The following is a 25,411-nucleotide window of genomic DNA, read 5'->3' as shown; positions in this document are numbered from 1 at the left end:
TTTTATAACTGCATTTCATGCTATTATGGGGACTATAAAAATTCAAAATGGGGGAGAGAAATTAGATGAACTATAGTCATTCAAGCGGATATGGGAAGCCCATGCAAAAATTAATGCTGACATTTTTCTTTGCCTTGCTTGTATCCATTGGCGGCATGTATATTGGAACGATGCTGCCAAGCGCTGCAAGAATTCCTCTGTATATTGTAGAGATCGGCTTAATTATTGCCATTATGCTCTTGCGCAAATCGAAAGCGATCGGGTATTCGTTAATGTATGCGTTCATGGTCGTATCCGGAGCAGTACTGCAGTATTCATTAAGCTATTACATTGCTTCGATGGGTACGAGTATTGTTATCCAAACCGTCGCAGTAGCCGTTATCGTTTATGCGGGGCTTGCCATCTATGCAACTTACACCAAAGAGGATTTCCGTTTTTTAGGCGGATTCCTATTCGCATCGTTGATTGGACTCATTGTACTCGGACTGATGCAGTTTTTCTTTCCGTTCGGAGGGATGATGGAAACGCTGTATGCAGGCTTTGGTTTGCTTGTGTTCATTGGCTACACGTTATATGACTTTAACCGGATGTCCAAAGAAGGCTTCGACGAGAGCGAAATTCCTATGATGGTCGTAAATATTTATCTGGATTTAATCAACATGATTCTTTATGCGCTCCGGTTCGTCAAATCATTGCTCGATGATTAAGATTTAGAAGCATTAGGAAAACTCCAAAAAAGGGTGCCCCTCAAGTAGATAAAACTACTAGAGGGGCACCCTTCATTTTTAAACGATAACCATTTATTTAGAAGCTTTTTGCCAGCTCAAGCGCTTGTTGAATGGCTTTGTCCTTAATGGCTGGGGCCTGATCAGATGAGGCCCCCATCCCTTCAACATAAATGACATCGACAGAAGGAATCCCGATAAATTGCGCAATTGCTGTCAGGTAACGGTGGCTGAATTCGAAGCCTTGTAGAGGACCTTCGGAAAGAACGCTTCCTGAAGCCTGAATATGCAGCATTTTTTTGTCAGCGGCTAAGCCGACAAGAGTACCAGATTCATTGAATTTAAACGTTTTTCCAGCTACGCAAATCGCGTCAATGTAAGCTTTCAGAACAGGTGGGAATAAGAAGTTCCATACCGGATTAACGATAACAATTTTATCTGCTGCAACAAATTGGTCTACAAGCTCGCCCAACCGCGCCACTTTTGATTGAGAGTCCGAGCTTAATTGATCGAAAGAGGAACCGCTTTGGAGCTGGCCCCATCCGCTGAAAACATCAGCATCGATTTGGGGAATGTCCAGCTTGTATAAATCTAAATGGATAACCTCGTCGCTCGGATTTGCTTCACGGTATGCATTTACAAATTGTTGGCCTACTGACAAGCTGTAGGATGCACTATGATCAAGCGGATGTGCGGTTACGTATAATACGGTTGACATTAGGTAGATCTCTCCTCGTTATTTGTTTTTTGAACTTAACTTTATTATAGTAAGTTAATTACAAAAGTCAATAAATAGATTGGACATATTCGTCTCAAGGCAGCGAAAAAACTCGGTGCCCTGGGATCCGCTCTAATAATGCGGTATCTCTCACCGGAAATCGAATATTGTAATAAGGAGAAGAAGTATTTCCGGTTCGCTTGAGTTTGAAAAACCGGAGCAGGATAAAAAACGATGGAAGGGCGGAATGAACATTGCAAACACAAGTTTATCGCCCGAGTTGCCATGTACGATTTGTTACGGCTGCCGCTTTATTCGATGGCCATGACGCTTCCATTAACATTATGAGACGGATTCTCCAGGCTTCCGGAGTCGAGGTCATTCACCTGGGTCATAACCGTTCCGTTCATGAAGTGGTGAGTTCGGCGATCCAGGAAGATGTACAGGGAATTGCCGTCAGCTCCTATCAGGGTGGTCATGTCGAATATTTGAAGTATATGTACGACTTGCTCCGGCAGGAGGGGGCAGGCCACATTAAGATCTTTGCTGGCGGCGGAGGGGTAATCGTTCCTGCGGAAATCAAGGAATTGCATCAATACGGGATCGCCATGATTTTCTCGCAAGGCGATGGGCGCGAGATGGGACTGCAGGGTATGATCAATCATATGATCCGGGAATGCGATTATCCTTCGCCAAAGCAGGCGGAAAGGGATATGGCGGCATTATCGGATAGAAACTGGGGAGCCATCGCCAAATTGATTTCCCTTGCGGAAGAATATGCGGCCAAGGCTGACTTGGGCGATTCCGCAGCAGCCATGCTGAAGCAATTACAAGCGGATGTTCCCGATGTTCCGGTACTCGGAATTACAGGAACCGGCGGTGCGGGCAAGAGCTCGTTAACCGACGAATTAGTGCGCCGGTATCTTGATCAATTCCCTGATCGTTCGATTGCCGTTATCTCCGTCGACCCGTCCAAGATGAAATCGGGCGGAGCGTTGCTTGGGGATCGCATCCGGATGAACGCCATTCATGATCCGAGGGTTTTCATGCGCAGCATGGCGACAAGAGGATCCAAGTCCGAGATAAGCGAGGCCACGAAGGACGCGATTCATATCGTCAAACGGGCGGGTTATGATTTTGTCGTTATCGAAACAAGCGGGATAGGACAAGGCGGCGCTGCCATCGTTGACCTGTGTGATGTGGCGATGTACGTCATGACCAGCGAATTTGGAGCGGCTACCCAGCTGGAAAAAATTGATATGATCGACTTTGCAGACGTCATCGTCATTAATAAGTTTGAACGCAGAGGATCCGAAGACGCCCTTCGGGATGTCCGCAAGCAATTCAAGCGCAGCCGTCAGTTATTTGACGTGCCCGATGAAGAACTACCCGTGTTCGGGACGATTGCCAGCCAATTTAATGATCAGGGCACGACAGTGCTCTTTGCCAATCTTATGAAAATCGTAGAGGCGAAAACTGGCGGAAGCTGGCCTGTGCAGCATGATGCAGCGCTTACGAAAGTGACGAAGAAAAAAAGGATCATTCCGCAGGATCGAGCCGGCTACCTGGGTGAAATTGTTCAAACCGTTCGTCAATATAAGAAATTTACAGAGGAACAAGTCGCGATTGCCCGGAGTCTGGCCCAATTAAGGGGAACCAGGCAGCTGGCCGAATCCGACAAAGGGCGGCTTCTGTCTGAATCCGAGTCTTCGATTTTCGTGGAGAAGATAGAGGCGATGCTCGCTTATTACGAAGCCAGCTTGCATCCAGACTGTAGGAAGCAGTTAGAGGACTGGCCGGAAATACGCGATGCGTACAAACAGGATCGGTTGGCCACGAAGGTTGGTAACAAGGTAACGATGACGGATTTGTATATCGAATCACTGTCCGGCAGCAGAATTCCGCGGGTCAGCTTGCCGAAGTTTGAAGATGCCGGCGAGATCCTGCGCTGGCTGCTTAAGGAGAATTTACCGGGTTATTTTCCGTTTACAGCGGGTGTATTCCCGTTCAAGCGGACAAATGAAGATCCGAAGCGCCAATTCGCAGGGGAAGGAACACCGGATCGAACCAACCGCCGCTTCCACTACCTCTGTCAAAATGACGAAGCCAAGCGGTTGTCTACCGCCTTCGACAGCGTAACCTTGTATGGGCAGGACCCGGACGATCGCCCTGATATTTATGGGAAAATCGGAAATAGCGGCGTGAGTGTATGTTCATTGGACGACATGAAGAAGCTTTACGACGGCTTCGACCTTTGCCACCCCTCGGTTAGCGTATCGATGACCATCAATGGTCCGGCACCGGTTATTCTGGCGATGTTCATGAATACGGCCATTCATCAGCAGGCCGATAAGTTCGCGAAGCAGAACGGACGGAGGCCGGATGAGGTCGAATACGAGACAATCAAGGCTGCAACGCTGCAAACAGTGCGCGGTACGGTCCAAGCGGATATTCTCAAAGAGGATCAAGGGCAGAATACGTGTATTTTTTCGACCGAGTTTGCCCTGAAGATGATGGGAGACATTCAGCAGTATTTTATCGATCATAAAGTGCGTAACTATTACTCGGTTAGTATTAGCGGCTATCATATTGCGGAAGCCGGAGCCAATCCCATCACCCAATTGGCCTTTACGCTTGCAAACGGATTCACCTTTGTCGAATACTATTTATCCCGCGGTATGCGGATAGATGATTTCGCGCCGAATCTGTCTTATTTTTTCAGCAACGGCTTAGATCCTGAATACAGTGTCATGGGGCGCGTCGCCCGCCGAATATGGTCTACGGTCGTTAAGCATAAATACGGGGGCAATGAACGAAGTCAAAAGCTGAAGTATCATATTCAAACCTCCGGCCGCTCTTTGCATGCGCAGGAAATGGACTTCAACGATATCCGCACGACTCTGCAGGCGCTCATTGCGATTTATGACAATTGCAATTCCTTGCATACGAATGCTTATGACGAGGCTGTAACGACACCGACAGAGGGATCCGTACGCCGGGCGATGGCGATTCAAATGATTATCAATAAGGAGTTTGGAATGGCGAAAAACGAAAATCCGCTTCAGGGCTCCTTTGTGGTGGATGAGTTGACTGACCTCGTAGAAGAAGCCGTGCTCACAGAATTCCAGCGCATTCACGATCGCGGAGGCGTGCTTGGTGCGATGGAAACCCAGTATCAACGGGGAAAAATTCAAGATGAATCGCTGCACTATGAGCTTAAGAAGCACTCCGGCGAACTGCCGATTATTGGCGTGAATACGTTCATTCATCCTGATCCGACCGAGAATCGTTACGATATTGAACTGGCCCGTTCGACGGAAGAAGAAAAACAGAAGCAAATAAATAATCTGCAATCCTTCCGGTTGAAGCATCAGGACCGGTGCGCTGGTGCGCTTGTGCGTTTAAAACAGGTCGCCCTGGAAGACGGGAATCTGTTCGAAGCGTTAATGGAAGCTGTAAAATCAGCCTCGCTTGGACAAATCACGACCGCTTTATATGAAATCGGGGGTCAGTACCGCCGAAATATGTAAGCTGGAGGGAGGATGAAATTTGTGAAAATCTATACGAAATCGGGAGACAAGGGTCAAACCAGTCTCGTTTACGGGCAGCGTGTGTCGAAGCATTCCCCTCGGGTTCATGCCTACGGGACTTGCGACGAAGCGAATTCAATGATCGGATTGGCGCTTTCCTCACTGGGGCAAGACCAAGATTGGTCTTCCTTTCGGCAGCTCTTTCATATTGTTCAAACGAAGCTGTTTCATGTAGGTGCGGAACTTTCGACTCCTCCGGGAAAGAAGGTTGCATGGCCGATTGCGAAAGAAGATGTTCGTTACCTGGAAGAGCAAATTGACGACATGGAGGCAAATTTGCCACCATTAACAAATTTTATTTTACCGGGCGGTCATGTTTGCGGCGCCTCGCTTCACGCGGCAAGAACGATCGTTCGCCGTGCGGAGAGAATGGCCGTTGAGGTTCAACAGGAAGAGGAACTTAATCCGGTTGTCCTATCGTATTTAAACCGCCTCTCCGATTTACTGTTTGTAGCCGCCCGGTATATCAATCATCGGACGGGAATTTCCGAGCCCACCTTGCATCAAGAATAACGGGAAGTCAGCATAGCCGTCTTGAATAAGAGCCTTGTCGTGAAAACGAAAGGCTCTTTTCGATTTAAAGATAATTATAAATCGCTAAGTTCAATTTCCCAATGAAGTGAATTCAAATGATGCACAATGAACGATAAATAATTGCAATGACTTATCGTTTGATGTAAAATGACTTATATCGCACGTTAAACTTTAATTTGAATCGTAATGAAAAGGGGCATTGAGCATGTTTCAAGAAGAGCGGATAAATGCGATTATTGAGCATTTGAATCAACACCAGCGAATCGATATCAAAGATATTTGTCAGCAATTTGGTGTATCCCGCGATACCGCGCGTAGGGATTTATTGAAAATGGAAGAGCTTGGCCTCATCCTCCGTACACACGGCGGAGCTGTTTTGCCGAAAAAAACAAAAGAAATATTCGAGTATAAAGAGCGTCTGGTAAGAGAATCCGACGAAAAACGTGAGATTGGGCATTTCGCAGCTTCACTTGTTAAAAACGGAGATTTTATTATGATGGATGCTTCAACCACTGTTCAATTCGCTGCGGAAAATTTATCTTCCGAAAATATCGTTGTCGTAACGAACTCGATTGATATCGCAGATGTGCTCTCCAGAAAAAAAACGGTGAGAACTTATTTATTGGGCGGGGAACTGCACTCTCAGCATCGTTTTCTATTTGGGCAATCAACGATTGATAAGTTAGCCGATTATCAGGTGGATAAATTATTTCTTGGCGCATGCGGCATTACGCCTAATGGTTTATCTTATCCTCAGGAGGAAGATGGAGTTGTTAAGCGTGAGATGATTAAACGGGCTAATCAAGTCATTGTACTCGCGGACCATACGAAGTTCGGTGATCAGATGTTTTACAAAATAGCGGGTTTAGATTCCATTGATTTGTTGATCACCAACCAGAAGCCGAACCGGGAAATGATGGAGAAGCTAGTAGAGCATCACGTAGAACTTCTAGTCGTATCGGAGGAAGATAGCAATGATTAAACTGATTGTTAGTGATTTAGATGGCACATTATTAGACCATACACGTCGAATTAATAATAGAGATCTTGAAGCCGTTCAGACAGCACTTAATAATGGATTTGAATTGTGCATTGCATCGGGAAGAATGTACTCAGAAATCAAAATAGTCATGCGAGAATTCAATGATCGTTATCATGCAATAGGCCAGAACGGGGCAACTGTTCACAAGAAGGATCTTGAGCTATTGGCATCCTCCGTTTTTGAACCTGAAGTATCCTCACGTCTGCTTCAAACTACCCGCAGCTTCGATCAATTTGTGAATTTTATACATTGTACAGATGATTCCTATTATTTGAAGGAACGAAATGAAACAGCGCTTCCGTATGAAGCGCGTATATTAACAGCTTGTTCCGTTCGTAGCGATTTGGAAGCAGCTCTAGAAGAGGACGAAATAAGATGCAGTAAACTTTCATACTTTGGCGAGCTTGAAAAATTAAATCAATTAAGGACTGATCTGAATAATCAGTTTGAAGGTAAAATAGATACGTTTATTTCCGACAAGGATTGCCTTGATGTAATGCCATTAAATGTCTCGAAAGGAATAGCAATATCGCTTTTGATCAAAGAACTGGGACTGCATCCAAACGAAATTGCATGCATAGGGGATTCATTTAATGATTTATCCATGTTTGCCCTAACAGACCATAGCTTTGCCATGAGCAGCAGCCATGCTGACATAAGAAATCAAGCGAGCACTGTCGTAAATTCCGTAGCTGAAGCAATAGATCACATCATCTCCTATAACCGCTCTTTTGCATCGGAAGGTATTGAGAGGTGCTGATTGGATGAAAAGAGTGGTTTGGTTAGGGTGTGCGGCCTATTTTCTAATCGGGCTTGCAACGGTCGTGTTTGGTGCGTTGTTACCGGAAATGCTGCAAGATTACGACCGGAATTATAGCAGCGGCGGTCAATTGGTTTTCACACAATTTGCAGGATTTTTCATCGGGGTTGTCCTTGCACCGAAAGCGTCCCGACGGCTAGGTTATCAGCGAACAATATTGCTGGGAATCCTCAGTTTAATAATCGTCCATACCGTATTATTATTCCACCCGGATTGGTACCTTGTCATGTTGCTCGCTGCTTTAAACGGGATTGGTTTTGGATTGACTCAAACCGCTATAGGCACATTCTTATTGGAATCCACTAATAATGGAGCGGTAACGATGAGTCGGTTAGAGGTTTCTTTTGGAATCGGAGCTTTGTTAATGCCGATAGTTTCCAGCTTCTTGATCGCACAATATTCTTGGATTTGGACATTTGCTATTGTCAGTTTATTCGCCATAATCAACCTGATTCTTTGGAGCAAGAAAATGGTCAGTCATGCTAATGACGGTATTGTGCCGCATCAAAAGGAGATTACGAATGTTGAATTAACCGACTCAACTGGCAAACAGCGATATAAACTTTCCAAGCTTGCTTTCTTTATCAGTTTCGTATTCCTGTATGTCGGGATTGAAACAAGTATTATTAATTTCCTTCCATCGATATTCGTGCAGCATTTCAATCTAAATTCATCAGAAGCCACACTATCGGTTACGTTTTTTTGGATCGCTATGGTTATTGGCCGGGTTTTTTCAGGAATAATCGCCGAGAAAATCAGCTATTACAGGTTTCTGATGGGCAGTTCCCTAGGTGCAATTATATTTCTCATTTTTATTGCTCTTGTCAAAAACACGATTGCCGCGTTTACACTTGTCTTAATGAACGGACTTTTTTTGTCGGGCATCTTCGCAATTGTAATCGTATTCGCCAATCGTGTATTCATAGGAAAGACGAAACAAACGACAAGCATTCTGATCGCATCGGGTGGAGTCGGAGGGGCGGTACTGCCCTTGCTGATCGGGTGGAGTATGGATCATTTTCAAGCGACAACAACAATATGGGTCATAGTCGGTTGTGCTTTACTCATGTTTCTTTTTTTGCTCAACGCACCTAAAAATAGGGCGGCACCGTCAGATACTATACTGCAGGTAACTAAGTTAAGATAATGTGCCTACTTTTCAGTTTATTATTTTATTAATACAATTAGTGACGAAGTATAACTATAAACCGAATGCTGCTGCAAAAGATTTTCGAAACCATTTAGAAAATGAAGGAGGATGTCTAAGATGGCATATTTGCCAGACGATGAAAGGTATCAATCAATAAAATACAACCGTTGCGGTAAATCGGGACTGAAGCTGCCGGCGATTTCACTTGGATTGTGGCATAACTTTGGCGGAGTCGACCAGTTTGAGAATCAGAGAGCAATGCTTCGCCGCGCGTTTGATCTTGGAATCACTCATTTTGATTTGGCTAACAACTATGGACCGCCTGCAGGCTCGGCTGAAGAAAATTTTGGACGCATCCTAAAGCTCGATTTCGCCGGCTATCGGGATGAGATGGTCATATCATCGAAGGCGGGCTATTATATGTGGCCAGGACCGTATGGCGAATGGGGATCTCGTAAATATTTGATTTCCAGTCTTGATCAGAGCTTGAATCGGATGGGGATAGACTACGTTGATATTTTTTACTCCCATCGTCCTGATCCTGAAACACCGATCGAAGAAACGATGATGGCACTCGATCAAGTCGTACGTCAGGGAAAGGCGCTTTACGTTGGTATTTCCAGTTATAACGCGGAGCAAACGGAGCAAGCGGTCAAAATTTTGAAGGAACTCGGCACACCCCTTCTTATTCACCAGCCGTCCTATAGTATGTTCAACCGTTGGATCGAAGATGGTTTACAAGACGTTCTTGAAAAAGAGGGCGTAGGAAGCATCGCATTTTGTCCGTTGGCTCAGGGACTGCTTACAAATCGCTATTTGAATGGTATTCCGAACGACTCGCGAGCGTCGAAAAACTCATGGGTTGCGAATGGCATAACAGATGACAATCTTCAAAAGATTCGTCTGCTGAACGAAATCGCCCAGCAGCGCGGACAATCTCTCGCGCAGTTGGCGCTCGCATGGGTGCTGCGTGAAGGGAAGGTGACTTCCGCTTTGATCGGGGCAAGTAAAGTAAGCCAGATCGAGGAAAATGTGTCTGCCCTCAATAATCTCGAATTCAGTACTGAGGAATTGAAGCAGATCGATGCTATATTGCAATGATATGTTTTTTAAATGAATGGGATGACTTTAATTTAAAGTAATAGAATTAAGCCGTCGATTTCATACGGAGATCTTCGAGTACTGCAGAGGCTGCCGATTCAACGGCAGCCTCTGTTATGTTAAAGCTGCAATCGGAGCATAATCCTATGCGGTTATTAAAGCCTATCTAACCAGTTCAATAAACCTGCTTGCTGCACTGGTAAGCGGCATGTTCCGCATTGTCATTATTCCCACGTGAGTGGGCGGCAGCGGCACGTCTAATTGAATCTCGTAGAGCGAGCCCTCATCCAGTTCCTTCGAAACAAATTCTCTGGTCACATAAGAAATTCCAAGTCCTCTCCGCGCAAACTCAATGAGAAGGTCCACGCTTCCAACCTCGATTTCAGGTTTGAGTGTATAGCCGTAACTTTGAAATAATTCTGTAATGGCCATTCGTGCCCGGCTATTCCGGGAGAAAAGAATGACAGGGTACTGCAGCAGCATATCAAGCGAAAGAACCTTTCCCTTAAGCTCGCCATAACGGGCACCCGCTACAAAGCAATCCTGCAGTTGAATACTTTCCCTCACTTCAAGCTGTGAATCGACGATCGGCATCCGAACGACACCCAAATCAATTCTGCCTTCTTTTAAGAAAGTGATAATTTCCGGCGTAGTCCCGTGATTCAGGTGCATCTTGATACCGGGGTGCTTCTGATGGAAGTCTTCCAAATACGGAAGCAAATAATGCTTGAACAGCGAATCGCTTCCACCGATCCGCAGCTCGCCGCTGTCCAAATTTTTAAGCGCAGACATTTTTTCTTCGGCGAGCGAAATTAGGATCTGAGCCTGCTCAATATAGGAATAAAGGATGGCGCCCTCTTGAGTCAGCGCAACGCCTTTGGAATTCCTATAAAACAAAGTGATACCAAAGCTGTCTTCTAGCTGTTTGATAGCGTGGCTCACGCTCGGTTGAGTGAGGTACAAGGCCTTGGCAGCCTGAGTCAAGCTGCCTGTTTTAGCAGCCCAATAAAATACTTTGTACAATTCGTAATTTTTGTTCATAGACGTGGTCTATAGCTCCTGTGAAATATATTAATTACTTGTATAGCTGATAAACGTATTATAGTGTAACAAAGAGAAAGAAACCAGAGCTTGCGGATGGGAAGCGGTCATGTTGCTGTAAGGGCAGCTTTCACCAATGCCGGTCGAAGAGAGTTCTGCTGGAAGGAGATAGGAAAATGGAGCCATCCACGTTTGTCTTATTTGGAGCGACTGGGGATTTAGCCAAAAGAAAAATTTACCCGGCCTTGTTTAATTTGTTCATCGAACAGAAGCTGCCTCAGTCATTCTCCTTGATTGGCCTTGGAAGAAGAGAGCTATCAGATGAATCATTCCAGGCTAATGTCGAAAAATCACTCCGTCAATTTTCTAGACGCGAAGCGAAAGATGCTGCATTAGTGAAAGATTTCTTGCGTGCATTCCGTTACTGTGTACTGGATATTGGCCGTAAAGAAGATTACCAGAAGCTGTTGCAGCTGGTTGAACAACGGGAAGAAGAGCTTCGTCTGCCGCCGAATCGCCTGTTTTATTTATCTGTCGGACCTGAATTTTTCGAACCGATCGCAGCAAACATCGGGGAAAGCGGGCTTGGTTCCGCGAATGGCTGGAAGCGTCTTGTCATCGAGAAACCGTTCGGCCATGATTTGCAATCTGCTCGGGATCTGAATGAGAAATTGAGCAAAGCTTTTGAAGAACACGAAATTTTCCGGATCGATCATTATCTCGGTAAGCCGTTGGTGCAAAATCTTGAGGCTCTGCAGCAGACCAATCCGGTCATTCAAGCATTATGGACCAATCGTGACATTGCCAATGTGCAGATTTCGGCAAATGAAACAGTCGGAGTAGAAGAAAGAGCGGGTTATTACGATCATGTTGGCGCGGTAAGAGACATGTTCCAAAACCATATGCTGCAATTGCTCATGATGCTGGCGATTCACCTTCCGCCGAGCAACACTTCCGAAAAGGTAAGCTTCAAGAAGAAGAAGGTAATGGAAGCTCTCAAGCCGCTGCAAAAGCAGGACGTTAGTGTCGATGTTATCCGCGGGCAATACAAAGAAGGAAGCATCCAAGGAAAGCCGGTTGTCGGCTATAAATCCGAACCGGGTATTGCCGCCGCATCCATGAACGATACGTTTATTGCTGCCAAATTGCAGATCGATGATTTATATTGGCGCGGAGTACCTTTTTATATTCGAACAGGCAAAAGAATGAAGGAAAAAACTACGCGGATCGTGGTTGAGTTTAAAGAGCCGTTGAAACAATCCTTCAATACAGGTAATGAAAGTAAAGTTCCTAATCTTCTCGTATTTGAAATCAGTCCTAACGAAGGCGTTACGCTGCAATTCAGTGCGAAGGATTCTGAGCATAAAGGGAATTTTGAACCCGTTCAAATCGATCTTCTTGCGAGTCGAGACGATGTTCCCGAGGCTTATGAAAATTTGATTTACGATGCTTTGAACGGAGACCCAACGTTCTTTGCGCATTGGGACGAAGTTGAATTGTCCTGGGAATGGGTTCAACCGATCTTAGACGCATTCGAAGAGAACCTGGTTCCACTACATCAGTATGCAGCGGGTTCTTACGGACCTGCCGAATCCGATGCGTTACTTGCAAAGGACGGCTACCATTGGTGGCTCGATTCTAAGCCGGAACAAGAAATTGAAACGAAGGAAGGGGAGCAATATGCTTACCAAACAATCCATTGATCAGTTAGCAATTGATACGATCCGTACTCTATCTATCGATTCCATTAACAGTGCCAATTCCGGTCATCCCGGTTTACCTATGGGTGCTGCGCCGATGGCTTACGCCCTCTGGGGTAAATTATTAAATCATAATCCAGGCAACTCCAAATGGTTTAACCGCGACCGCTTCGTTCTGTCTGCAGGCCATGGATCGGCTTTGCTGTACAGCCTTCTGCATTTGTCCGGATATCAGGTGTCGATTGATGATTTGAAACAGTTCCGCAAGCTGAACAGCAAAACACCGGGACATCCTGAATTTGGGCACACAGATGGCGTAGATGCAACAACAGGTCCTCTGGGACAAGGGATTGCAAATGCAGTCGGAATGGCAATGGCCGAAGCTCATCTCGCTTCGAAATTCAATCAAGACGGCTTCCCGGTTGTTGATCATTACACATATGCGCTTGTCGGTGACGGCTGCTTGATGGAAGGGATCTCCTACGAGGCGATGTCCATGGCAGGACATATGAAGCTTGGCAAATTAGTCGTGCTGTATGATTCGAACGATATCTCCTTGGACGGGGATCTTAACCTTTCCTTCGGCGAAAATATTCAAAAAAGAGCGGAATCCGCTAATTGGGAATATTTACGCGTTGAGGACGGAAACGACGTTTCGGGAATTGCTGAAGCAATCGCAGCAGCTAAGAAAAACCTTTCGCAGCCGACGCTTATCGAGATTCGTACAATTATCGGTTACGGCAGCAAGGCAGCCGGAACGAACAAAGTACACGGTAATCCGCTAGGCAAAGAAGAGGCGAAAGCTACTAAAGAAGTTTATGGCTGGAATTATGAGGAAGAATTCACCGTTCCTGAAGAAGTAAAAGCTCATTTCGAGGAGCTTAAAGGGAAAGGTGCAGCCAAAGAAGAAGAGTGGAAGAAATTGGTTGCTTCCTATACAGCGAAATATCCGGCGCAAGGCCAGGAGTTCGAGGAAGTTATCGACGGCTCTGTCACGATTGATGCAGCAAACATCCTGACGTTTGACACTTCCAAAGCGATTTCAACTCGCGTAGCGAGCGGTCAAGCTATCAATCATTATGTAAAAACCGTTCCTTCGATCTTCGGAGGCAGCGCCGATCTATCGCATTCGACGATGACGGATATCAGCGGAGAGCAAATGTTCGCAATCGATTCCTACTCAGGACGCAATATTTACTTTGGTGTTCGTGAGCATGCTATGGGCGCAGCCGGCAATGGCTTGGCTTTGCATGGCGGTGTAAAACCTTTCGTAAGCACATTCTTCGTATTCAGTGATTATTTGCGCCCGTCTATCCGTTTGGCTGCGCTGCAAAAGCTGCCTGTTACCTACGTATTTACGCATGATTCCATTGCTGTCGGAGAAGACGGACCTACGCATGAGCCTGTAGAGCACTTGGCTGCACTGCGCACCATTCCAGGTCTTACGGTCATCAGACCGACCGATGCCAATGAAACGGCAAGCGCATGGGCGTATGCGCTGCAGCAAAACGATGGACCGGTAGCGCTGGTACTAAGCAGACAAAATCTACCGATTTATGAAGCGACCAAAGCTAACATTGATGGGGTAGCCAAAGGAGCTTATGTCCTGGCGGAAACCAACAACAATCCGGATGTCATTCTGATCGGAACCGGTTCAGAAGTTTCTCTGGCTATGAGCGCCAAAGCGGAGCTTGAGCAGGATAACATCTCTGTACGCGTGGTTGCCATGCCGAGCAGAGAACTGTTCGAACGTCAATCCGAAGACTACAAACAAAGCGTTCTGCCTTCCTCTGTTTCGAAGCGTGTAGCTATTGAAGCAGGCATATCGTTAGGCTGGGAGCGTTACACGGGACCAGCTGGTAAAGTAGTGTCTATCGATACATTCGGCGCATCGGGACCTGGTCCTGAGGTCTTGGAATACTTTGGATTTTCCATCAATAATGTTGTTCGCCTGACGAAAGAATTGCTAAAGTAACAAGAAATAATTTAAAATAACGAATGAAGCAATAAAAATTAACTCAAAATAACGGAGGTAGTTAACTATGAAATTTTTTATCGATACTGCAAATGTGGAAGACATCAAAAAAGCGTATAAAATCGGCGTACTATCCGGTGTTACAACGAACCCATCTTTGGTTGCCAAAGAAGGCGTGAAATTCGAAGACCGCATTGCTGAAATTTTGCGTGAAGTGCCTGAAGTTGAATCCGTTTCTGCAGAAGTAACGCCTGATGCGATTACAGCGGAAGAAATGATTGCGCAAGCAAACGAACTGATCAAAATCAATGACAATGACCCTAACATCACGATCAAGCTTCCAATGACGCTTGCAGGCCTGGAGGCTTGCCGTTACCTGACTAAAAAAGGCGTAAAAACGAACGTAACTTTGATCTTCACTGTAAACCAAGCGCTTTTGGCTGCTCGCGCTGGCGCTACTTATGTATCTCCGTTCCTTGGCCGCTTGGATGACATTTCGGAAGACGGCGTTCAATTGATCGTAAAAGTTGCTGAATTGTTCCGTACGCATAATCTTGATGCGCAAATTATCGCAGCTTCCGTTCGTCACCCGGATCACGTGACTCGCGTAGCAATGGCTGGCGCTCATATTGCAACAATTCCATTCTCGGTTATCGAGCAAATCTCCAAGCATCCTCTAACTGATCAAGGTTTGGAGAAATTCGCTGCTGACTGGAAAAAAACAGTTTTGGTATAAGTTGCAATTAACTACATGCGGTTTGAAAGGACACGGTTCAGATGACGATTTCATTTGATTATTCCAATGCATTATCATTTATCCAGCAGCATGAAGTGGATTACTTCAGTGAGTTTGTAAACACGGCTCACCGTATGCTTCATGAGAAGCAGGGTCCAGGATCCGATTATCTGGGCTGGGTTGATCTGCCGCTTCAATATGATCAAGAAGAATTTGCAAGGATCAAAGAAGCTGCACAGCGCATTCGCAGTAATTCAGAAGCATTGGTCGTCATTGGTATCGGCGGTTCCTATTTGGGCGCTAGATCTGCGATCGAAGCGCTGTCCCATACGTTCCATAATCAGATGAGCGGGAATACCCAAGTGTATTTTGCCGGACAAAATATCAGCTCAACGTATATGACTCATTTGTTGGAGCTGCTTGAGGGCAAGGATATTTCCCTGAATGTCATTTCCAAGTCAGGAACGACGACTGAACCGGCAATTGCATTCCGTATTCTGAAAGACTATATGGAGAAAAAATACGGAAAAGAAGAAGCGCAAAAACGTATCTTCGCGACTACCGATTCATCTAAAGGTGCATTAAAAAAACTTGCCGATGATGAGGGCTATGAAACATTCGTCATTCCTGACGATGTTGGCGGTCGTTATTCCGTTCTTACAGCTGTAGGGCTGCTGCCTATCGCCGTTGCAGGACTCGACATCGATCAAATGATGGCGGGAGCAGCAGCAGCTGCGAAGAAATACAATAATCCTGATCTTGCTGCCAATGAAAGCTATCAATATGCGGCCGTTCGCAATGCCCTTTACCGCAAAGGAAAAACGATTGAGCTGCTGGCTAACTTTGAACCGTCCTTGCACTATGTTTCTGAATGGTGGAAGCAGCTGTTTGGCGAAAGTGAGGGCAAAGACCAGAAGGGACTTTATCCTGCATCCGTCGATTTTACGACCGATCTGCATTCGATGGGACAATATGTCCAAGAAGGCCGTCGCGATCTAATTGAGACGGTGCTAACAGTTGCGAAACCGAAAGTAGAGTGGACCATTCAAGAAGATGCGGGCAATCTGGACGGTTTGAATTTTATTGCGGGCATGACGATGGACGCAGTGAACAAGAAGGCAGCCGAAGGAACTCGGCTTGCCCATGTTGACGGCGGCGTGCCAAATCTGATTGTAGAGCTGGATGAGCTAAATGAATATACGTACGGCGAAATGGTATACTTCTTCGAGAAGGCATGCGGCATTAGCGGCTTGCTGCTTGGAGTTAACCCGTTCGATCAGCCGGGAGTAGAAGCATACAAGATCAATATGTTTGCGCTGCTTGGCAAGCCTGGTTTTGAAGCGCAAAAAGCCGAGCTCATTAAGCGTTTATCTGCAAAAGGACAGGAATAACAGGCTTTCTCATTGAAATAACTGCAAATCAATAATTTTGCAGAAGAAGCTATATACGAAGGAGCAGCATGCAGCTGCTCCTTTTTTATGTTTTTTCTTGCCGTGTTTAGACGGACAATCGGATTCCTTGAAGCGCCGCCTGTTCCTCCGCGGTCAGCGGGGTTAGAGGCTTCCGGAAATAACCTGCCGCGAGGCCTTGGCTTGCGAAGAGATGGCGGATGACCCTGATCCAGCCAATGCTGCCGAAGAGCTCCAGGCTTTATAGGGAGGAAGCATGATGGCCGAAAGTCCGGTCTGCTCAGCTTCCCGGATCAGTCATTGCCGCAGGATATATCGCATTCATTAGATGTACATCAAGGGATATGATACATTAGAATTAATGTAAGGAGGAACATTCAAGCTATCCACCTGCGGGTGAGTCTAGCAAGATGTTAGAGGGGAGTATTTCATTGACTTTACAACAATTAAAGTACGTAATTGAGGTCGCCAATCGGGGCTCAATTAATGAAGCTGCCAAGCGGTTGTTTATTTCTCAGCCAAGTCTTTCAAATGCGATTAAGGATCTAGAAGACGAAATGCAGTTTGCGATTTTTGAGAGATCAAATAAAGGAATTTCACTTTCTAAAGAAGGTGTTGAATTTTTAAGCTATGCCAGGCAGGTAGTCGAGCAGGCGGAATTGTTGGAAAGCCGTTACCTTAATGCTAAGCCATCCCCGCAGCATTTTTCGGTTTCTACTCAGCATTATGCTTTCGCGGTGAATGCATTTGTAAGTCTCGTTCAGGAATATGGCCAGGAAGAATATGAGTTAACTTTGCGTGAGACCAAAACCTATGAAATTATCGAAGATGTCAAAAGTTTGCGCAGCGAGATCGGGATCTTATATCTTAACGAGTTCAATGGGAAAGTCATCAACAAGCTGCTCAAAACCGCGAATTTGCAATTCAATAGCTTATTTACGGCTAAGCCGCATATTTTCATCAGTATTAAGAACCCTTTGGCAAAACAATCGATCGTGACAATTGATCAGCTTCAGAATTATCCGTATTTGTCCTTTGATCAAGGCGAGTATAATTCTTTTCATTTTTCAGAAGAGATTCTCAGTACGATTTCACATAAGAAAAGCATCCGTGTAAATGACCGGGCAACACTATTCAATTTATTGATCGGATTGAACGGGTATACCATATCGACTGGGGTTCTAAGCGCCGATTTAAACGGCAATGAAATTATTCCCGTACCTTTGGATTGTGAGGAAACCATTAATGTCGGTTGGATTTCCCATAAAAATGCTTCGTTATCCAAGCTCGCAATGGCATATATAGAAGCGCTCATGCGAGCGACAGCCCAATAAAAACTCTGATATAGCTTTCAGCTATAGCTGGATATAGTTTAATCCAGTTACACTATATCTGTTAATACGTGATATCTTACTTGTAACAATTTGTATAGGAGTGTTACAAGATGATAAAAAGCAGTGTTTTAGGATATCCACGTATTGGTGCGGATCGCGAATGGAAGAAAGCGCTCGAAGCGTTCTGGTCTGGCAAGCTCGAAGAATCGGAGTTTCACAGTCAGCTGCAGGAGATTCGTTTGAATCATTTGCGTAAGCAGCAGGAGAAGGGCATCGACATCATTTCGGTAAATGATTTCAGTTATTACGATCATGTTCTTGATACAGCGGCTATGTTCGGTATTATTCCGAAACGTTTTCAATATGAGGGCGGCATTGTACCATTATCTGTTTATTATGGTATCGCCCGTGGAACGAAGGATGCAACAGCAAGCGAAATGACCAAGTGGTTTAACACCAATTATCACTATATCGTACCGGAACTGGATGGGGCGGCGCCGGTGCTTACCGAAAATAAACCTCTTGCGGCGTATCGAGAAGCAAAAGAAAAGCTGGGTATTGAAGGCAAGCCGGTTATTGTAGGGCCGTTAACTTTCTTGAAGCTTTCAAAGGGATACAGCTTATCAGAGACCGATGCTTGGCTTGAGCGCTTGCTGCCGCTCTACATAAAGATCCTTCAGGAGCTTGAGAGTGAAGGGGTTCAATGGGTACAAATCGACGAGCCGATTCTGGTAACCAAATTAAGCGGCGCTGATCTACAGCGGTTGAAAACGATCTACGAGACATTTGCCGCTTCGGCGCCAAGCCTGAACATTATGCTGCAAACCTATTTTGAATCGGTAGAGAACTATAGTGACATCGTCGCACTGCCCGTTAAAGGAATTGGACTTGATTTTGTACACGGGTTCACCGGAAATTTGCAATCGATTAAAGCATCAGGATTTCCTGCGGACAAGGTGCTGGGTGCAGGCGTTATCGACGGGCGCGGTATTTGGAAGGCGTCACTCCGCGAGAAGCTGGCACTGCTTGAACAGCTCGCTGAGGCCGTAACGGAAAGCCAGCTCATCGTACAATCGTCGTGCAGCTTGCTTCATGTTCCGGTCACCGTAAAAAATGAGGCTAAGCTCTTGCCTGAGCTTAAGGGCGCGCTCGCATTTGCAGATGAGAAGCTGGATGAGCTTGTCCTTCTTGCCAAAGCCGCCACTTCAGGCGAGGCAGCCATTGCAGCAGAGTTGGAAACATGCGAGATCGCTCTGGAGGCGCTTAAGGATTCGAGCGAGCGCAATCGTAACGACATTCAGCATGCCGTAGCTGCAATTAGTACACAGAATCCGGAACGCAGTGTGCCTTTCTCCGAGCGTCATATTGCACAGCAGAAAAAATGGCAATTGCCGATTTTTCCGACGACGACTATTGGCAGCTTTCCTCAATCGGCAGAGGTGCGCAAGGCGCGTCAACAGTGGCGCAAGGGCGAGTGGAACAATCAGCAGTATGCTAACTTCATACGAGAGCAAATCGATATTTGGATCAAGCTGCAGGAAGAGATCGGACTGGATGTTCTCGTCCATGGCGAATTTGAACGAACGGACATGGTCGAATTTTTTGGTGAGAAGCTTGCGGGCTTCGCATTCACGCAGTACGGATGGGTACAGTCATACGGTTCCCGCTGCGTGAAGCCGCCGATTATATTCGGAGATGTAGCGTTCGAGGAAGCAATGACTGTAGAAGAAACAAAGTATGCGCAGTCGAAGACCGAACGTCCCGTTAAAGGAATGCTAACCGGCCCGATTACGATAATGAACTGGTCGTTCGTCCGTGAAGACATTACACGCGAACAAATCGCCTATCAGCTAGCATATGCGCTTAGACAAGAAGTAGAGGCCCTTGAGCTTGCAGGCATTGGCATGATTCAGGTTGATGAGCCTGCGGTTCGCGAAGGGCTGCCGCTTAAGGAAGAAGAACAAGCAAAGTACCTGGCTTGGGCAGTTAAAGCGTTCCGCATGACTACATGCACGGTTCAGGACACGACGCAAATTCACACACATATGTGCTATTGTGAATTCCATGACATGATTGATTCAATTGAAGCAATGGATGCGGATGTAATTTCGATCGAGACATCCCGCAGTCATGGTGAATTGATCCATAGCTTCGAGTTGAACACCTACAAACTGGGGATCGGTTTAGGCGTATACGATATCCATAGTCCGCGTATACCGCGGGTGGAGGAAATGACTAGTATGATCGAACGCGCCTTGCGTGTGCTGGATCCGAAGCTTTTCTGGATCAATCCGGACTGCGGACTAAAAACTCGCGGATTTGAAGAAACGGTCAATTCCTTGCGCAACATGGTTGAAGCGACACAGATCGCCCGTGCGAATCATTCCCAAACGGTGTAATAATTAACGAGAAGCGATAAGCGTTAGTAGTATAACAAACTTTGTTGAGCAGGCGCCCCGGCAGCCTGCTCATTTTATTTTGTCAGCGTAATAAATGCCGAACAGACAGGTACGGAAAAAATGGTCGATTTTGGCGCAAAAATGTCTTTAGAGACCTTTTTTTGTAGGGGGCACTTAGTAAATTGACGAATTATGTGAAAACGTTAATCCTATTGGCGCTATAAGCTGTGATATAATTTTGCGGAGAAGATGAATAATGGGATTTTACATAAACTTAATGTGCTAGGAGGAGCTCATGTTCAGTAAAAGTAAGCTGGTTAGCAGGCAAATACTCGTCATCGTTTTGGCGTTTCTCTTGTTCTGTATCGGGCCGATGTCCATTGTATCCGCGCAGGAAGAGGAAGCATCGGTTGCAAATGGCGTATCGATTAAGCTTGATGGCAAGATTGTGAAGATGACCGATCCGACACGCATACTGGATGGAAGGCTGTTTGTGCCTATGGCGCGCATAGCTGCCATGTTCGACGCAAACATAAGCTGGGACAAGGATAATGAAGAAGCTACCATACATACGGTATATAAAGACAAGATAGTGCTTGGAAACGGAGTTCCGGTCTTTTATTTCAACGATGGCCGCTATCGGATGGATGTGGCGCCATTCGTAACAGAAGGCAGGACGTATATACCGCTGCGCCATGTGGCGGAGCTGCTGCACGCGAAAGTGAATTTTAATCAGGAAGATAAAATCGTTGCTCTCGAAACGGTGCAGCCTGCCGTTACGACGGAAGTCGCTCAGGTAGTCATCCCTTCCATACTTGAGAACAAAGCAGAGCCGTTCTTGGAAAAGGATTTGATGCTGCTTGCCAAGATCACGCAGGTTGAAGCCGGATACGAGTCCTACGAGGGACAACTTGGCATAGCGAATGTAATTCTGAATAGAGTAAAAGATTTAAGATTTCCAGATTCAATATATGATGTTATTTATTCGGGGAACCAATTCCCGCCCGCTCACAACGGACTGCTTGATAAGAGTAAGCCAAGTGCAAGCGCTTTGCGCGCCGCCAAGGATGCCTTGAACGGGAAGAACAATATTGAGAATGCAGTCTATTTCTATAATTCCAAAGTATCCAAAGGAGCATTCTGGTCTAGTCTGAAAGTCATCGTGACGATCGGCAACCATAGCTTTGCGAAATAGAAATGACAATAAAAAACGCAGAATGTAACTTAGGTCCGTTATGGCGAGAGCCGTGACGGGCTTTTGTGCGTGTGGCAGCGTATTGAATGAAAGGAAGAAATATTGAGCGAAGTAAAAGTATTTGAATGAACATAGGAGTATGTAAGAGCACTTGGATGACCAAGCACTAATCAAAATTGCCACAGCTTCAAGGGGCTTCCCAAAGGACATTCCCTTAAAGCTATTCAGTTCAAAGTCGATCGATTCGCTGATGTTATGGACCTTTAAATCGGAGAAGGTAAGCAGCTCTATCGCTTTCTTTAATTTTATAGTCTGCAAACCTTCGGCGGGATTAAGCATAAATCACCTTCCTTTAATTCAATCATTTCGCCAGCAATAAGTTGCGTGCAATGACCCGAGTAAACATAAATCATCTCGAAAAATTCATGCTTGTGCTTGAAAATCGGCGTATATCGGTTATGTTTCAGAATTAAGATGTCGGCATTGTAGCTCGAAGAAAATAAATCTTACTCTTAATATGATTATATATAAGAAACCGGAGCGACTTCTAATTCGTTGAAAGCGTTTGACATTAGGTCAATCCGAATTAATTCCAGAAAAAGTCATTACTATCATGATCTGCTGGTGCTCTTACGATGTGCTGGATTGTGGTTAGTTTCGGAAAACTGGGATAAAATGCATGCCAGCATCTCATACTAACTATGAGATGGAGGTGAACGCTATGCCCAAAAATGATGCCGATCCCAAGCATGACCGCGAAGATAACCGAGCAGATAAGAAAAACAATCAGCAAAATAACGCTCATTTCACTGAAGAAGCGCAAACGTTATCGAGCAACAAGGCCGCTGATTACGTCCCAAGTTTAAATGGTATCCCCAAAAATCAAGTTTAAGTAACTGCAGGCTGCTCTTCTCGTCACGATATGATGGAAGAGCAACCTTTTACTTGCGCCGTTCCGGAAAATCTGCAATATAACGAATTCTTGTACAGAATTCCTATTATGGCTTTTCTGCTGAAGCTGCCGTGTAACGGATACGCTTATACAGACGAATGGATCCATACGGAAGCGATGGCGCAATTTACTGAAAACATCCAGAGTAATTTTCTAGTTTAAATGAGATTTTCGAAAAAGTAAAAAAGATCGCTCTCCTCAATTTTGTCTGTCCAGGAGGTGAGCGATCTTTTTCATGTTCAGCACGTTTGGGTGTCATTAATGCTTGCCCGGTTACATTGCATAACCCCCGTAAATGGCAATAGCGAAGCTATGTTTCCGTTGGACAGTGTCAGAAAGAAAATAAAGTATAGACTGACGGTGCATCATTAAGCTTTAGGGAAGGGTAACAAATGGTTCTAATTGCAATTCCTTTCTAACAATGTCCCCAATTGTTCTGCTAAAACTTGATGTGGGATTGGCTTTTCATTCGTAAACCACCATTCCACTACCCCTACGTATGCCGATGCAACAAACCTAACGATAACATCATCATTTAATCCCTTGTTTATTCCTTTGGTTATATCCACCTCATCCCTAAACTCTTCAATAAGAAACGCAAGGAACCGGTTTCGAAAGTAAGGGGCTCCTTTACTCGCTAACATCATCGAAAAGAATGAATAATTACTTTCAAAGTATTCGGTCCAAATCAGTGACCCGTTTATAAAATCCATTTCAGCTGCGGCTTCGCACCTTTCTCGGAGTTCGTTGATATGGGATTCTATGAGCTTATCCAGTAAATCATATTTATCCAAGTAATGAAGATAGATCGTTCCCCGGCTAACATTTGCCCTGTCGGAAAGATCCTGTATGGTAATGTCGTCAAAACTTTTTTCTGACATCAGTTCAATAACGGCTTTCTTTAACGCTTCTTGCGTTTTGAGTATTCTTCGATCCACTTTAGACATCGGAGGTCACCAGACTTTCTGAAGATAATAAACAAATATCAAATTTTCGTTCACTAATTAACAAATTTCGCTCATCTGACAATTGCATGAACTCTGTACCTGTTTATAATTATAGACAGAAGTTCAATAATACATCAAGGACTATTATTATATTTTTAACCAATAAAACCGCTTCGTATTGACTTAGAGTTAACTCCAAGTTGTAAACTCTTTAATACAACCAGAGTGAGGAGGTATTCGGGAAGAGCTAATCCAATTAAAACATAGGAGTGTATCGACAATGGACTATGTAAAACTTGGCCGAACCGGTTTGGAAGTTTCACGAATAGGCCTTGGCTGCATGAGTTATGGGGTACCCGAACGCGGAATCGCTCCATGGTCGCTCAATGAAGAGGAGAGCAGGCCATTCATTAAGAGAGCTTTAGAACTCGGCATTAACTTCTTCGATACTGCGAATGTATACTCTGACGGAACAAGCGAAGAAATCGTCGGACGTGCATTGAAGGAATTCGCGCATCGTGATGAGGTCGTTATTGCGACAAAGGTACACTTCCGCATGCATCAAGGTCCGAATGGCGCGGGTCTTTCCCGTAAGGCCATCATTCGTGAAATCGATAACAGCCTGAGACGGCTGGGGACCGATTACGTCGATTTGTACCAGATCCACCGCTTCGATAACACGACGCCTATTGAAGAGACGATGGAGGCACTCCATGACGTAGTAAAGGCAGGTAAGGCAAGGTATATCGGAGCATCCTCGATGTATGCTTGGCAGTTCTTGAAAGCGCAGCATGTCGCCGATCGTAACGGTTGGACCAAGTTTGTCTCTATGCAGAATTTATTGAATTTGCTGTATAGGGAAGAAGAGAGGGAGATGCTGCCGCTTTGCCGCGCAGAGGGCATCGGTGTTATTCCATGGAGTCCGCTTGCTAAAGGCCGGCTTACTCGAGAATGGGATGAACAGACAGCCCGTTCAGAGATAGACGAAGCCGGACAAAGACTGGTTGCAGCCATGGTTGATGCCGATCGCAATATCGTGGAGAGAGTGGCCGAACTTGCCGCCACGCGGGGCATTTCTCGCGCGCAAGTCGCGCTTGCATGGGTCCTGCAAAAGGAGCCGGTAACGGCACCGATCGTCGGCGCAACAAAGCCAAATCATCTGGAGGATGCAGTTGCTTCGTTGTCGGTGAAGTTGGATGCAAACGAAATTGCGAGCCTAGAAGAGCCTTATGTACCGCATCAGATATACGGTATCTAAACTAGAAAGACGGACCATTGAACGATCAGTGGTCTGTCTTGTCTTTCTCTACAAGAAAAATTGCGAATGTCCTGGGATCGAGAGAAGCTCGCAGAGCCTATTTTTCGCGGTTTACTCTTGACATGAAGTTAACTTCAAGTGCAATAATATCGGAAAACAGGAGGCGAACCGCATGACCATGATGATTGCAGAAGTAAGTGAAAAATTTAATGTTTCACAGGATACACTCCGCTACTATGAACGCATCGGACTGATTCCTCGTGTGAACCGCAATAAAAGCGGAATCAGAAATTATACGGAAGAAGACTGTAAGTGGGTCGATTTTATAAAATGTATGCGACAAAGAGCAGGTCTTCCGGTCGAAGTGTTGATTGAGTATGTCGGGCTGTTTCAACAGGGTGATGAAACCTTTGAGGCAAGAAAGGAACTCTTAATCGAGCAGCGTGAGCTGCTGATAACAAAAATCGAAGATATGAAGAAAACGTTGGAACGCCTGGATGATAAAATTGCAAGATATGAACAGACCTTATTGAAAAAAGAACAAACACTAAGAAGACCTGAGGATTAGTTTCGAGAGTAAAACAGTATTGGTATTATCGGGATGAGCTGGGCCGTTTCCACAACCGCTCCGCTCAGCCGGCTCTTTAAGCGGTAACGATACGTCTTGCCCGTCCAGACCGTAAAGGGGTTGCCAATGCTTCTTTATTGACTGCTACCGACCTCGGCATTGGGCTAGGTGTGATCATGCTGAGCTGGGTCTCCCAGTACATGGGCTACCAGGCTTT

The 25,411-nt window shown here is 45.5% G+C and carries 21 protein-coding genes; 17 read left to right on the top strand and 4 right to left on the bottom strand.

The genetic code is table 11. The features are described 5' to 3' along the window. Positions 1-65 precede the first annotated feature (65 nt). On the top strand, positions 66-707 hold the full coding sequence (locus tag AC0YNZ_RS05080) for a Bax inhibitor-1/YccA family protein (RefSeq protein WP_475825604.1): 642 nt from the start codon (positions 66-68) through the stop codon (positions 705-707). Positions 708-804: 97 nt separating this feature from the next. On the opposite strand, the gene AC0YNZ_RS05075 is transcribed toward AC0YNZ_RS05080, so the two are convergent. Continuing rightward, positions 805-1,443 (bottom strand): FMN-dependent NADH-azoreductase, encoded by a 639-nt coding sequence (locus AC0YNZ_RS05075; RefSeq protein ID WP_475825603.1) that lies wholly within the window; start codon positions 1,441-1,443, stop codon positions 805-807. Positions 1,444-1,697: 254 nt separating this feature from the next. Between AC0YNZ_RS05075 and icmF the strand changes: the two genes are divergently transcribed. From icmF to mgrA, 6 genes are all read left to right on the top strand, one after another. Next, positions 1,698-4,973, top strand: coding sequence for a fused isobutyryl-CoA mutase/GTPase IcmF (icmF, locus tag AC0YNZ_RS05070; RefSeq protein WP_475825602.1), 3,276 nt, complete (start codon positions 1,698-1,700; stop codon positions 4,971-4,973). A 21-nt stretch (positions 4,974-4,994) separates the two neighbouring features. Further along, positions 4,995-5,546, top strand: a complete 552-nt coding sequence (locus AC0YNZ_RS05065) for a cob(I)yrinic acid a,c-diamide adenosyltransferase (protein ID WP_475825601.1) — start codon at positions 4,995-4,997, stop codon at positions 5,544-5,546. Positions 5,547-5,772: 226 nt separating this feature from the next. After that, positions 5,773-6,549 carry a DeoR/GlpR family DNA-binding transcription regulator gene (locus tag AC0YNZ_RS05060; protein ID WP_475825600.1) on the top strand — a complete coding sequence of 259 codons (777 nt, stop codon included), beginning with the start codon at positions 5,773-5,775 and terminating at the stop codon, positions 6,547-6,549. Beyond that, positions 6,542-7,369 (top strand): Cof-type HAD-IIB family hydrolase, encoded by an 828-nt coding sequence (locus AC0YNZ_RS05055; protein WP_475825599.1) that lies wholly within the window; start codon positions 6,542-6,544, stop codon positions 7,367-7,369. Before AC0YNZ_RS05060 ends, AC0YNZ_RS05055 begins: the two co-directional genes overlap by 8 nt. Before the next feature lie 4 nt (positions 7,370-7,373). Then, positions 7,374-8,576 carry an MFS transporter gene (locus AC0YNZ_RS05050; RefSeq protein WP_475825598.1) on the top strand — a complete coding sequence of 401 codons (1,203 nt, stop codon included), beginning with the start codon at positions 7,374-7,376 and terminating at the stop codon, positions 8,574-8,576. A 120-nt stretch (positions 8,577-8,696) separates the two neighbouring features. Continuing rightward, positions 8,697-9,680 carry an L-glyceraldehyde 3-phosphate reductase gene (gene mgrA / locus AC0YNZ_RS05045; protein WP_475825597.1) on the top strand — a complete coding sequence of 328 codons (984 nt, stop codon included), beginning with the start codon at positions 8,697-8,699 and terminating at the stop codon, positions 9,678-9,680. Positions 9,681-9,842: 162 nt separating this feature from the next. On the opposite strand, the gene AC0YNZ_RS05040 is transcribed toward mgrA, so the two are convergent. Further along, the gene (locus tag AC0YNZ_RS05040) at positions 9,843-10,721 is read right to left on the bottom strand and encodes a LysR family transcriptional regulator (protein ID WP_475825596.1); all 879 of its coding nucleotides are present in this window, start codon (positions 10,719-10,721) and stop codon (positions 9,843-9,845) included. A gap of 176 nt (positions 10,722-10,897) precedes the next feature. Here AC0YNZ_RS05040 and zwf point away from each other — a divergent pair, with 176 nt between their 5' ends. The 7 genes from zwf (at position 10,898) to AC0YNZ_RS05005 (ending at position 21,469) form a co-directional block, all read left to right on the top strand. Then, positions 10,898-12,424, top strand: a complete 1,527-nt coding sequence (zwf, locus tag AC0YNZ_RS05035) for a glucose-6-phosphate dehydrogenase (RefSeq protein WP_475825595.1) — start codon at positions 10,898-10,900, stop codon at positions 12,422-12,424. Further along, complete coding sequence (gene tkt / locus AC0YNZ_RS05030; RefSeq protein ID WP_475825594.1) at positions 12,402-14,396, top strand: transketolase; 1,995 nt, start codon at positions 12,402-12,404, stop codon at positions 14,394-14,396. Before zwf ends, tkt begins: the two co-directional genes overlap by 23 nt. A 67-nt stretch (positions 14,397-14,463) precedes the next feature. Further along, positions 14,464-15,132, top strand: a complete 669-nt coding sequence (gene fsa, locus AC0YNZ_RS05025) for a fructose-6-phosphate aldolase (protein WP_475825593.1) — start codon at positions 14,464-14,466, stop codon at positions 15,130-15,132. 41 nt (positions 15,133-15,173) lie between these two features. Next, positions 15,174-16,523 (top strand): glucose-6-phosphate isomerase, encoded by a 1,350-nt coding sequence (locus AC0YNZ_RS05020; RefSeq protein ID WP_475825592.1) that lies wholly within the window; start codon positions 15,174-15,176, stop codon positions 16,521-16,523. 449 nt (positions 16,524-16,972) lie between these two features. Then, positions 16,973-17,875: a LysR family transcriptional regulator gene (locus AC0YNZ_RS05015; protein ID WP_475825591.1), complete on the top strand. Its 903-nt coding sequence runs from the start codon at positions 16,973-16,975 to the stop codon at positions 17,873-17,875. Between the two features lie 110 nt (positions 17,876-17,985). Continuing rightward, positions 17,986-20,274, top strand: a complete 2,289-nt coding sequence (gene metE, locus AC0YNZ_RS05010; protein ID WP_475825590.1) for a 5-methyltetrahydropteroyltriglutamate--homocysteine S-methyltransferase — start codon at positions 17,986-17,988, stop codon at positions 20,272-20,274. 295 nt (positions 20,275-20,569) lie between these two features. Beyond that, on the top strand, positions 20,570-21,469 hold the full coding sequence (locus AC0YNZ_RS05005) for a cell wall hydrolase (RefSeq protein ID WP_475825589.1): 900 nt from the start codon (positions 20,570-20,572) through the stop codon (positions 21,467-21,469). A 305-nt stretch (positions 21,470-21,774) separates the two neighbouring features. On the opposite strand, the gene AC0YNZ_RS05000 is transcribed toward AC0YNZ_RS05005, so the two are convergent. Continuing rightward, on the bottom strand, positions 21,775-21,936 hold the full coding sequence (locus AC0YNZ_RS05000; protein WP_475826140.1) for an AraC family ligand binding domain-containing protein: 162 nt from the start codon (positions 21,934-21,936) through the stop codon (positions 21,775-21,777). A 254-nt stretch (positions 21,937-22,190) separates the two neighbouring features. Here AC0YNZ_RS05000 and AC0YNZ_RS04995 point away from each other — a divergent pair, with 254 nt between their 5' ends. Continuing rightward, complete coding sequence (locus AC0YNZ_RS04995) at positions 22,191-22,361, top strand: hypothetical protein (RefSeq protein ID WP_220039034.1); 171 nt, start codon at positions 22,191-22,193, stop codon at positions 22,359-22,361. A gap of 458 nt (positions 22,362-22,819) precedes the next feature. Here AC0YNZ_RS04995 and AC0YNZ_RS04990 read toward each other — a convergent pair whose 3' ends face one another. Next, positions 22,820-23,368, bottom strand: coding sequence for a TetR/AcrR family transcriptional regulator (locus AC0YNZ_RS04990; RefSeq protein ID WP_475825588.1), 549 nt, complete (start codon positions 23,366-23,368; stop codon positions 22,820-22,822). A gap of 280 nt (positions 23,369-23,648) precedes the next feature. Here AC0YNZ_RS04990 and AC0YNZ_RS04985 point away from each other — a divergent pair, with 280 nt between their 5' ends. Both AC0YNZ_RS04985 and AC0YNZ_RS04980 read left to right on the top strand, forming a co-directional pair. Next, positions 23,649-24,626, top strand: a complete 978-nt coding sequence (locus AC0YNZ_RS04985) for an aldo/keto reductase (protein WP_475825587.1) — start codon at positions 23,649-23,651, stop codon at positions 24,624-24,626. A 178-nt stretch (positions 24,627-24,804) separates the two neighbouring features. Next, positions 24,805-25,194: a MerR family transcriptional regulator gene (locus AC0YNZ_RS04980; protein ID WP_475826139.1), complete on the top strand. Its 390-nt coding sequence runs from the start codon at positions 24,805-24,807 to the stop codon at positions 25,192-25,194. The last annotated feature ends 217 nt before the right edge of the window (positions 25,195-25,411 follow it).

The organism is Paenibacillus sp. J2L1-98 (genome assembly GCF_056269405.1).
The sequence above is the reverse complement of the archived record's forward strand: the minus strand, read 5'-3'. Positions and strand labels throughout refer to the sequence as shown.

Bases quoted from the DNA above. Each gene is read 5' to 3' on its own strand.
- AC0YNZ_RS05005 (WP_475825589.1), top strand. From the start codon at position 20,570: ATGTTCAGTAAAAGTAAGCTGGTTAGCAGGCAAATACTCGTCATCGTT.
- AC0YNZ_RS04980 (WP_475826139.1), top strand. From the start codon at position 24,805: ATGATGATTGCAGAAGTAAGTGAAAAATTTAATGTTTCACAGGATACA.
- AC0YNZ_RS05040 (WP_475825596.1), bottom strand. From the start codon at position 10,721: ATGAACAAAAATTACGAATTGTACAAAGTATTTTATTGGGCTGCTAAA.
- AC0YNZ_RS05060 (WP_475825600.1), top strand. From the start codon at position 5,773: ATGTTTCAAGAAGAGCGGATAAATGCGATTATTGAGCATTTGAATCAA.
- zwf (WP_475825595.1), top strand. From the start codon at position 10,898: ATGGAGCCATCCACGTTTGTCTTATTTGGAGCGACTGGGGATTTAGCC.
- mgrA (WP_475825597.1), top strand. From the start codon at position 8,697: ATGGCATATTTGCCAGACGATGAAAGGTATCAATCAATAAAATACAAC.
- fsa (WP_475825593.1), top strand. From the start codon at position 14,464: ATGAAATTTTTTATCGATACTGCAAATGTGGAAGACATCAAAAAAGCG.
- AC0YNZ_RS04995 (WP_220039034.1), top strand. From the start codon at position 22,191: ATGCCCAAAAATGATGCCGATCCCAAGCATGACCGCGAAGATAACCGA.
- AC0YNZ_RS05055 (WP_475825599.1), top strand. From the start codon at position 6,542: ATGATTAAACTGATTGTTAGTGATTTAGATGGCACATTATTAGACCAT.
- AC0YNZ_RS05080 (WP_475825604.1), top strand. From the start codon at position 66: ATGAACTATAGTCATTCAAGCGGATATGGGAAGCCCATGCAAAAATTA.
- tkt (WP_475825594.1), top strand. From the start codon at position 12,402: ATGCTTACCAAACAATCCATTGATCAGTTAGCAATTGATACGATCCGT.
- AC0YNZ_RS04990 (WP_475825588.1), bottom strand. From the start codon at position 23,368: ATGTCTAAAGTGGATCGAAGAATACTCAAAACGCAAGAAGCGTTAAAG.
- metE (WP_475825590.1), top strand. From the start codon at position 17,986: ATGATAAAAAGCAGTGTTTTAGGATATCCACGTATTGGTGCGGATCGC.
- AC0YNZ_RS05020 (WP_475825592.1), top strand. From the start codon at position 15,174: ATGACGATTTCATTTGATTATTCCAATGCATTATCATTTATCCAGCAG.
- AC0YNZ_RS05075 (WP_475825603.1), bottom strand. From the start codon at position 1,443: ATGTCAACCGTATTATACGTAACCGCACATCCGCTTGATCATAGTGCA.
- AC0YNZ_RS04985 (WP_475825587.1), top strand. From the start codon at position 23,649: ATGGACTATGTAAAACTTGGCCGAACCGGTTTGGAAGTTTCACGAATA.
- AC0YNZ_RS05050 (WP_475825598.1), top strand. From the start codon at position 7,374: ATGAAAAGAGTGGTTTGGTTAGGGTGTGCGGCCTATTTTCTAATCGGG.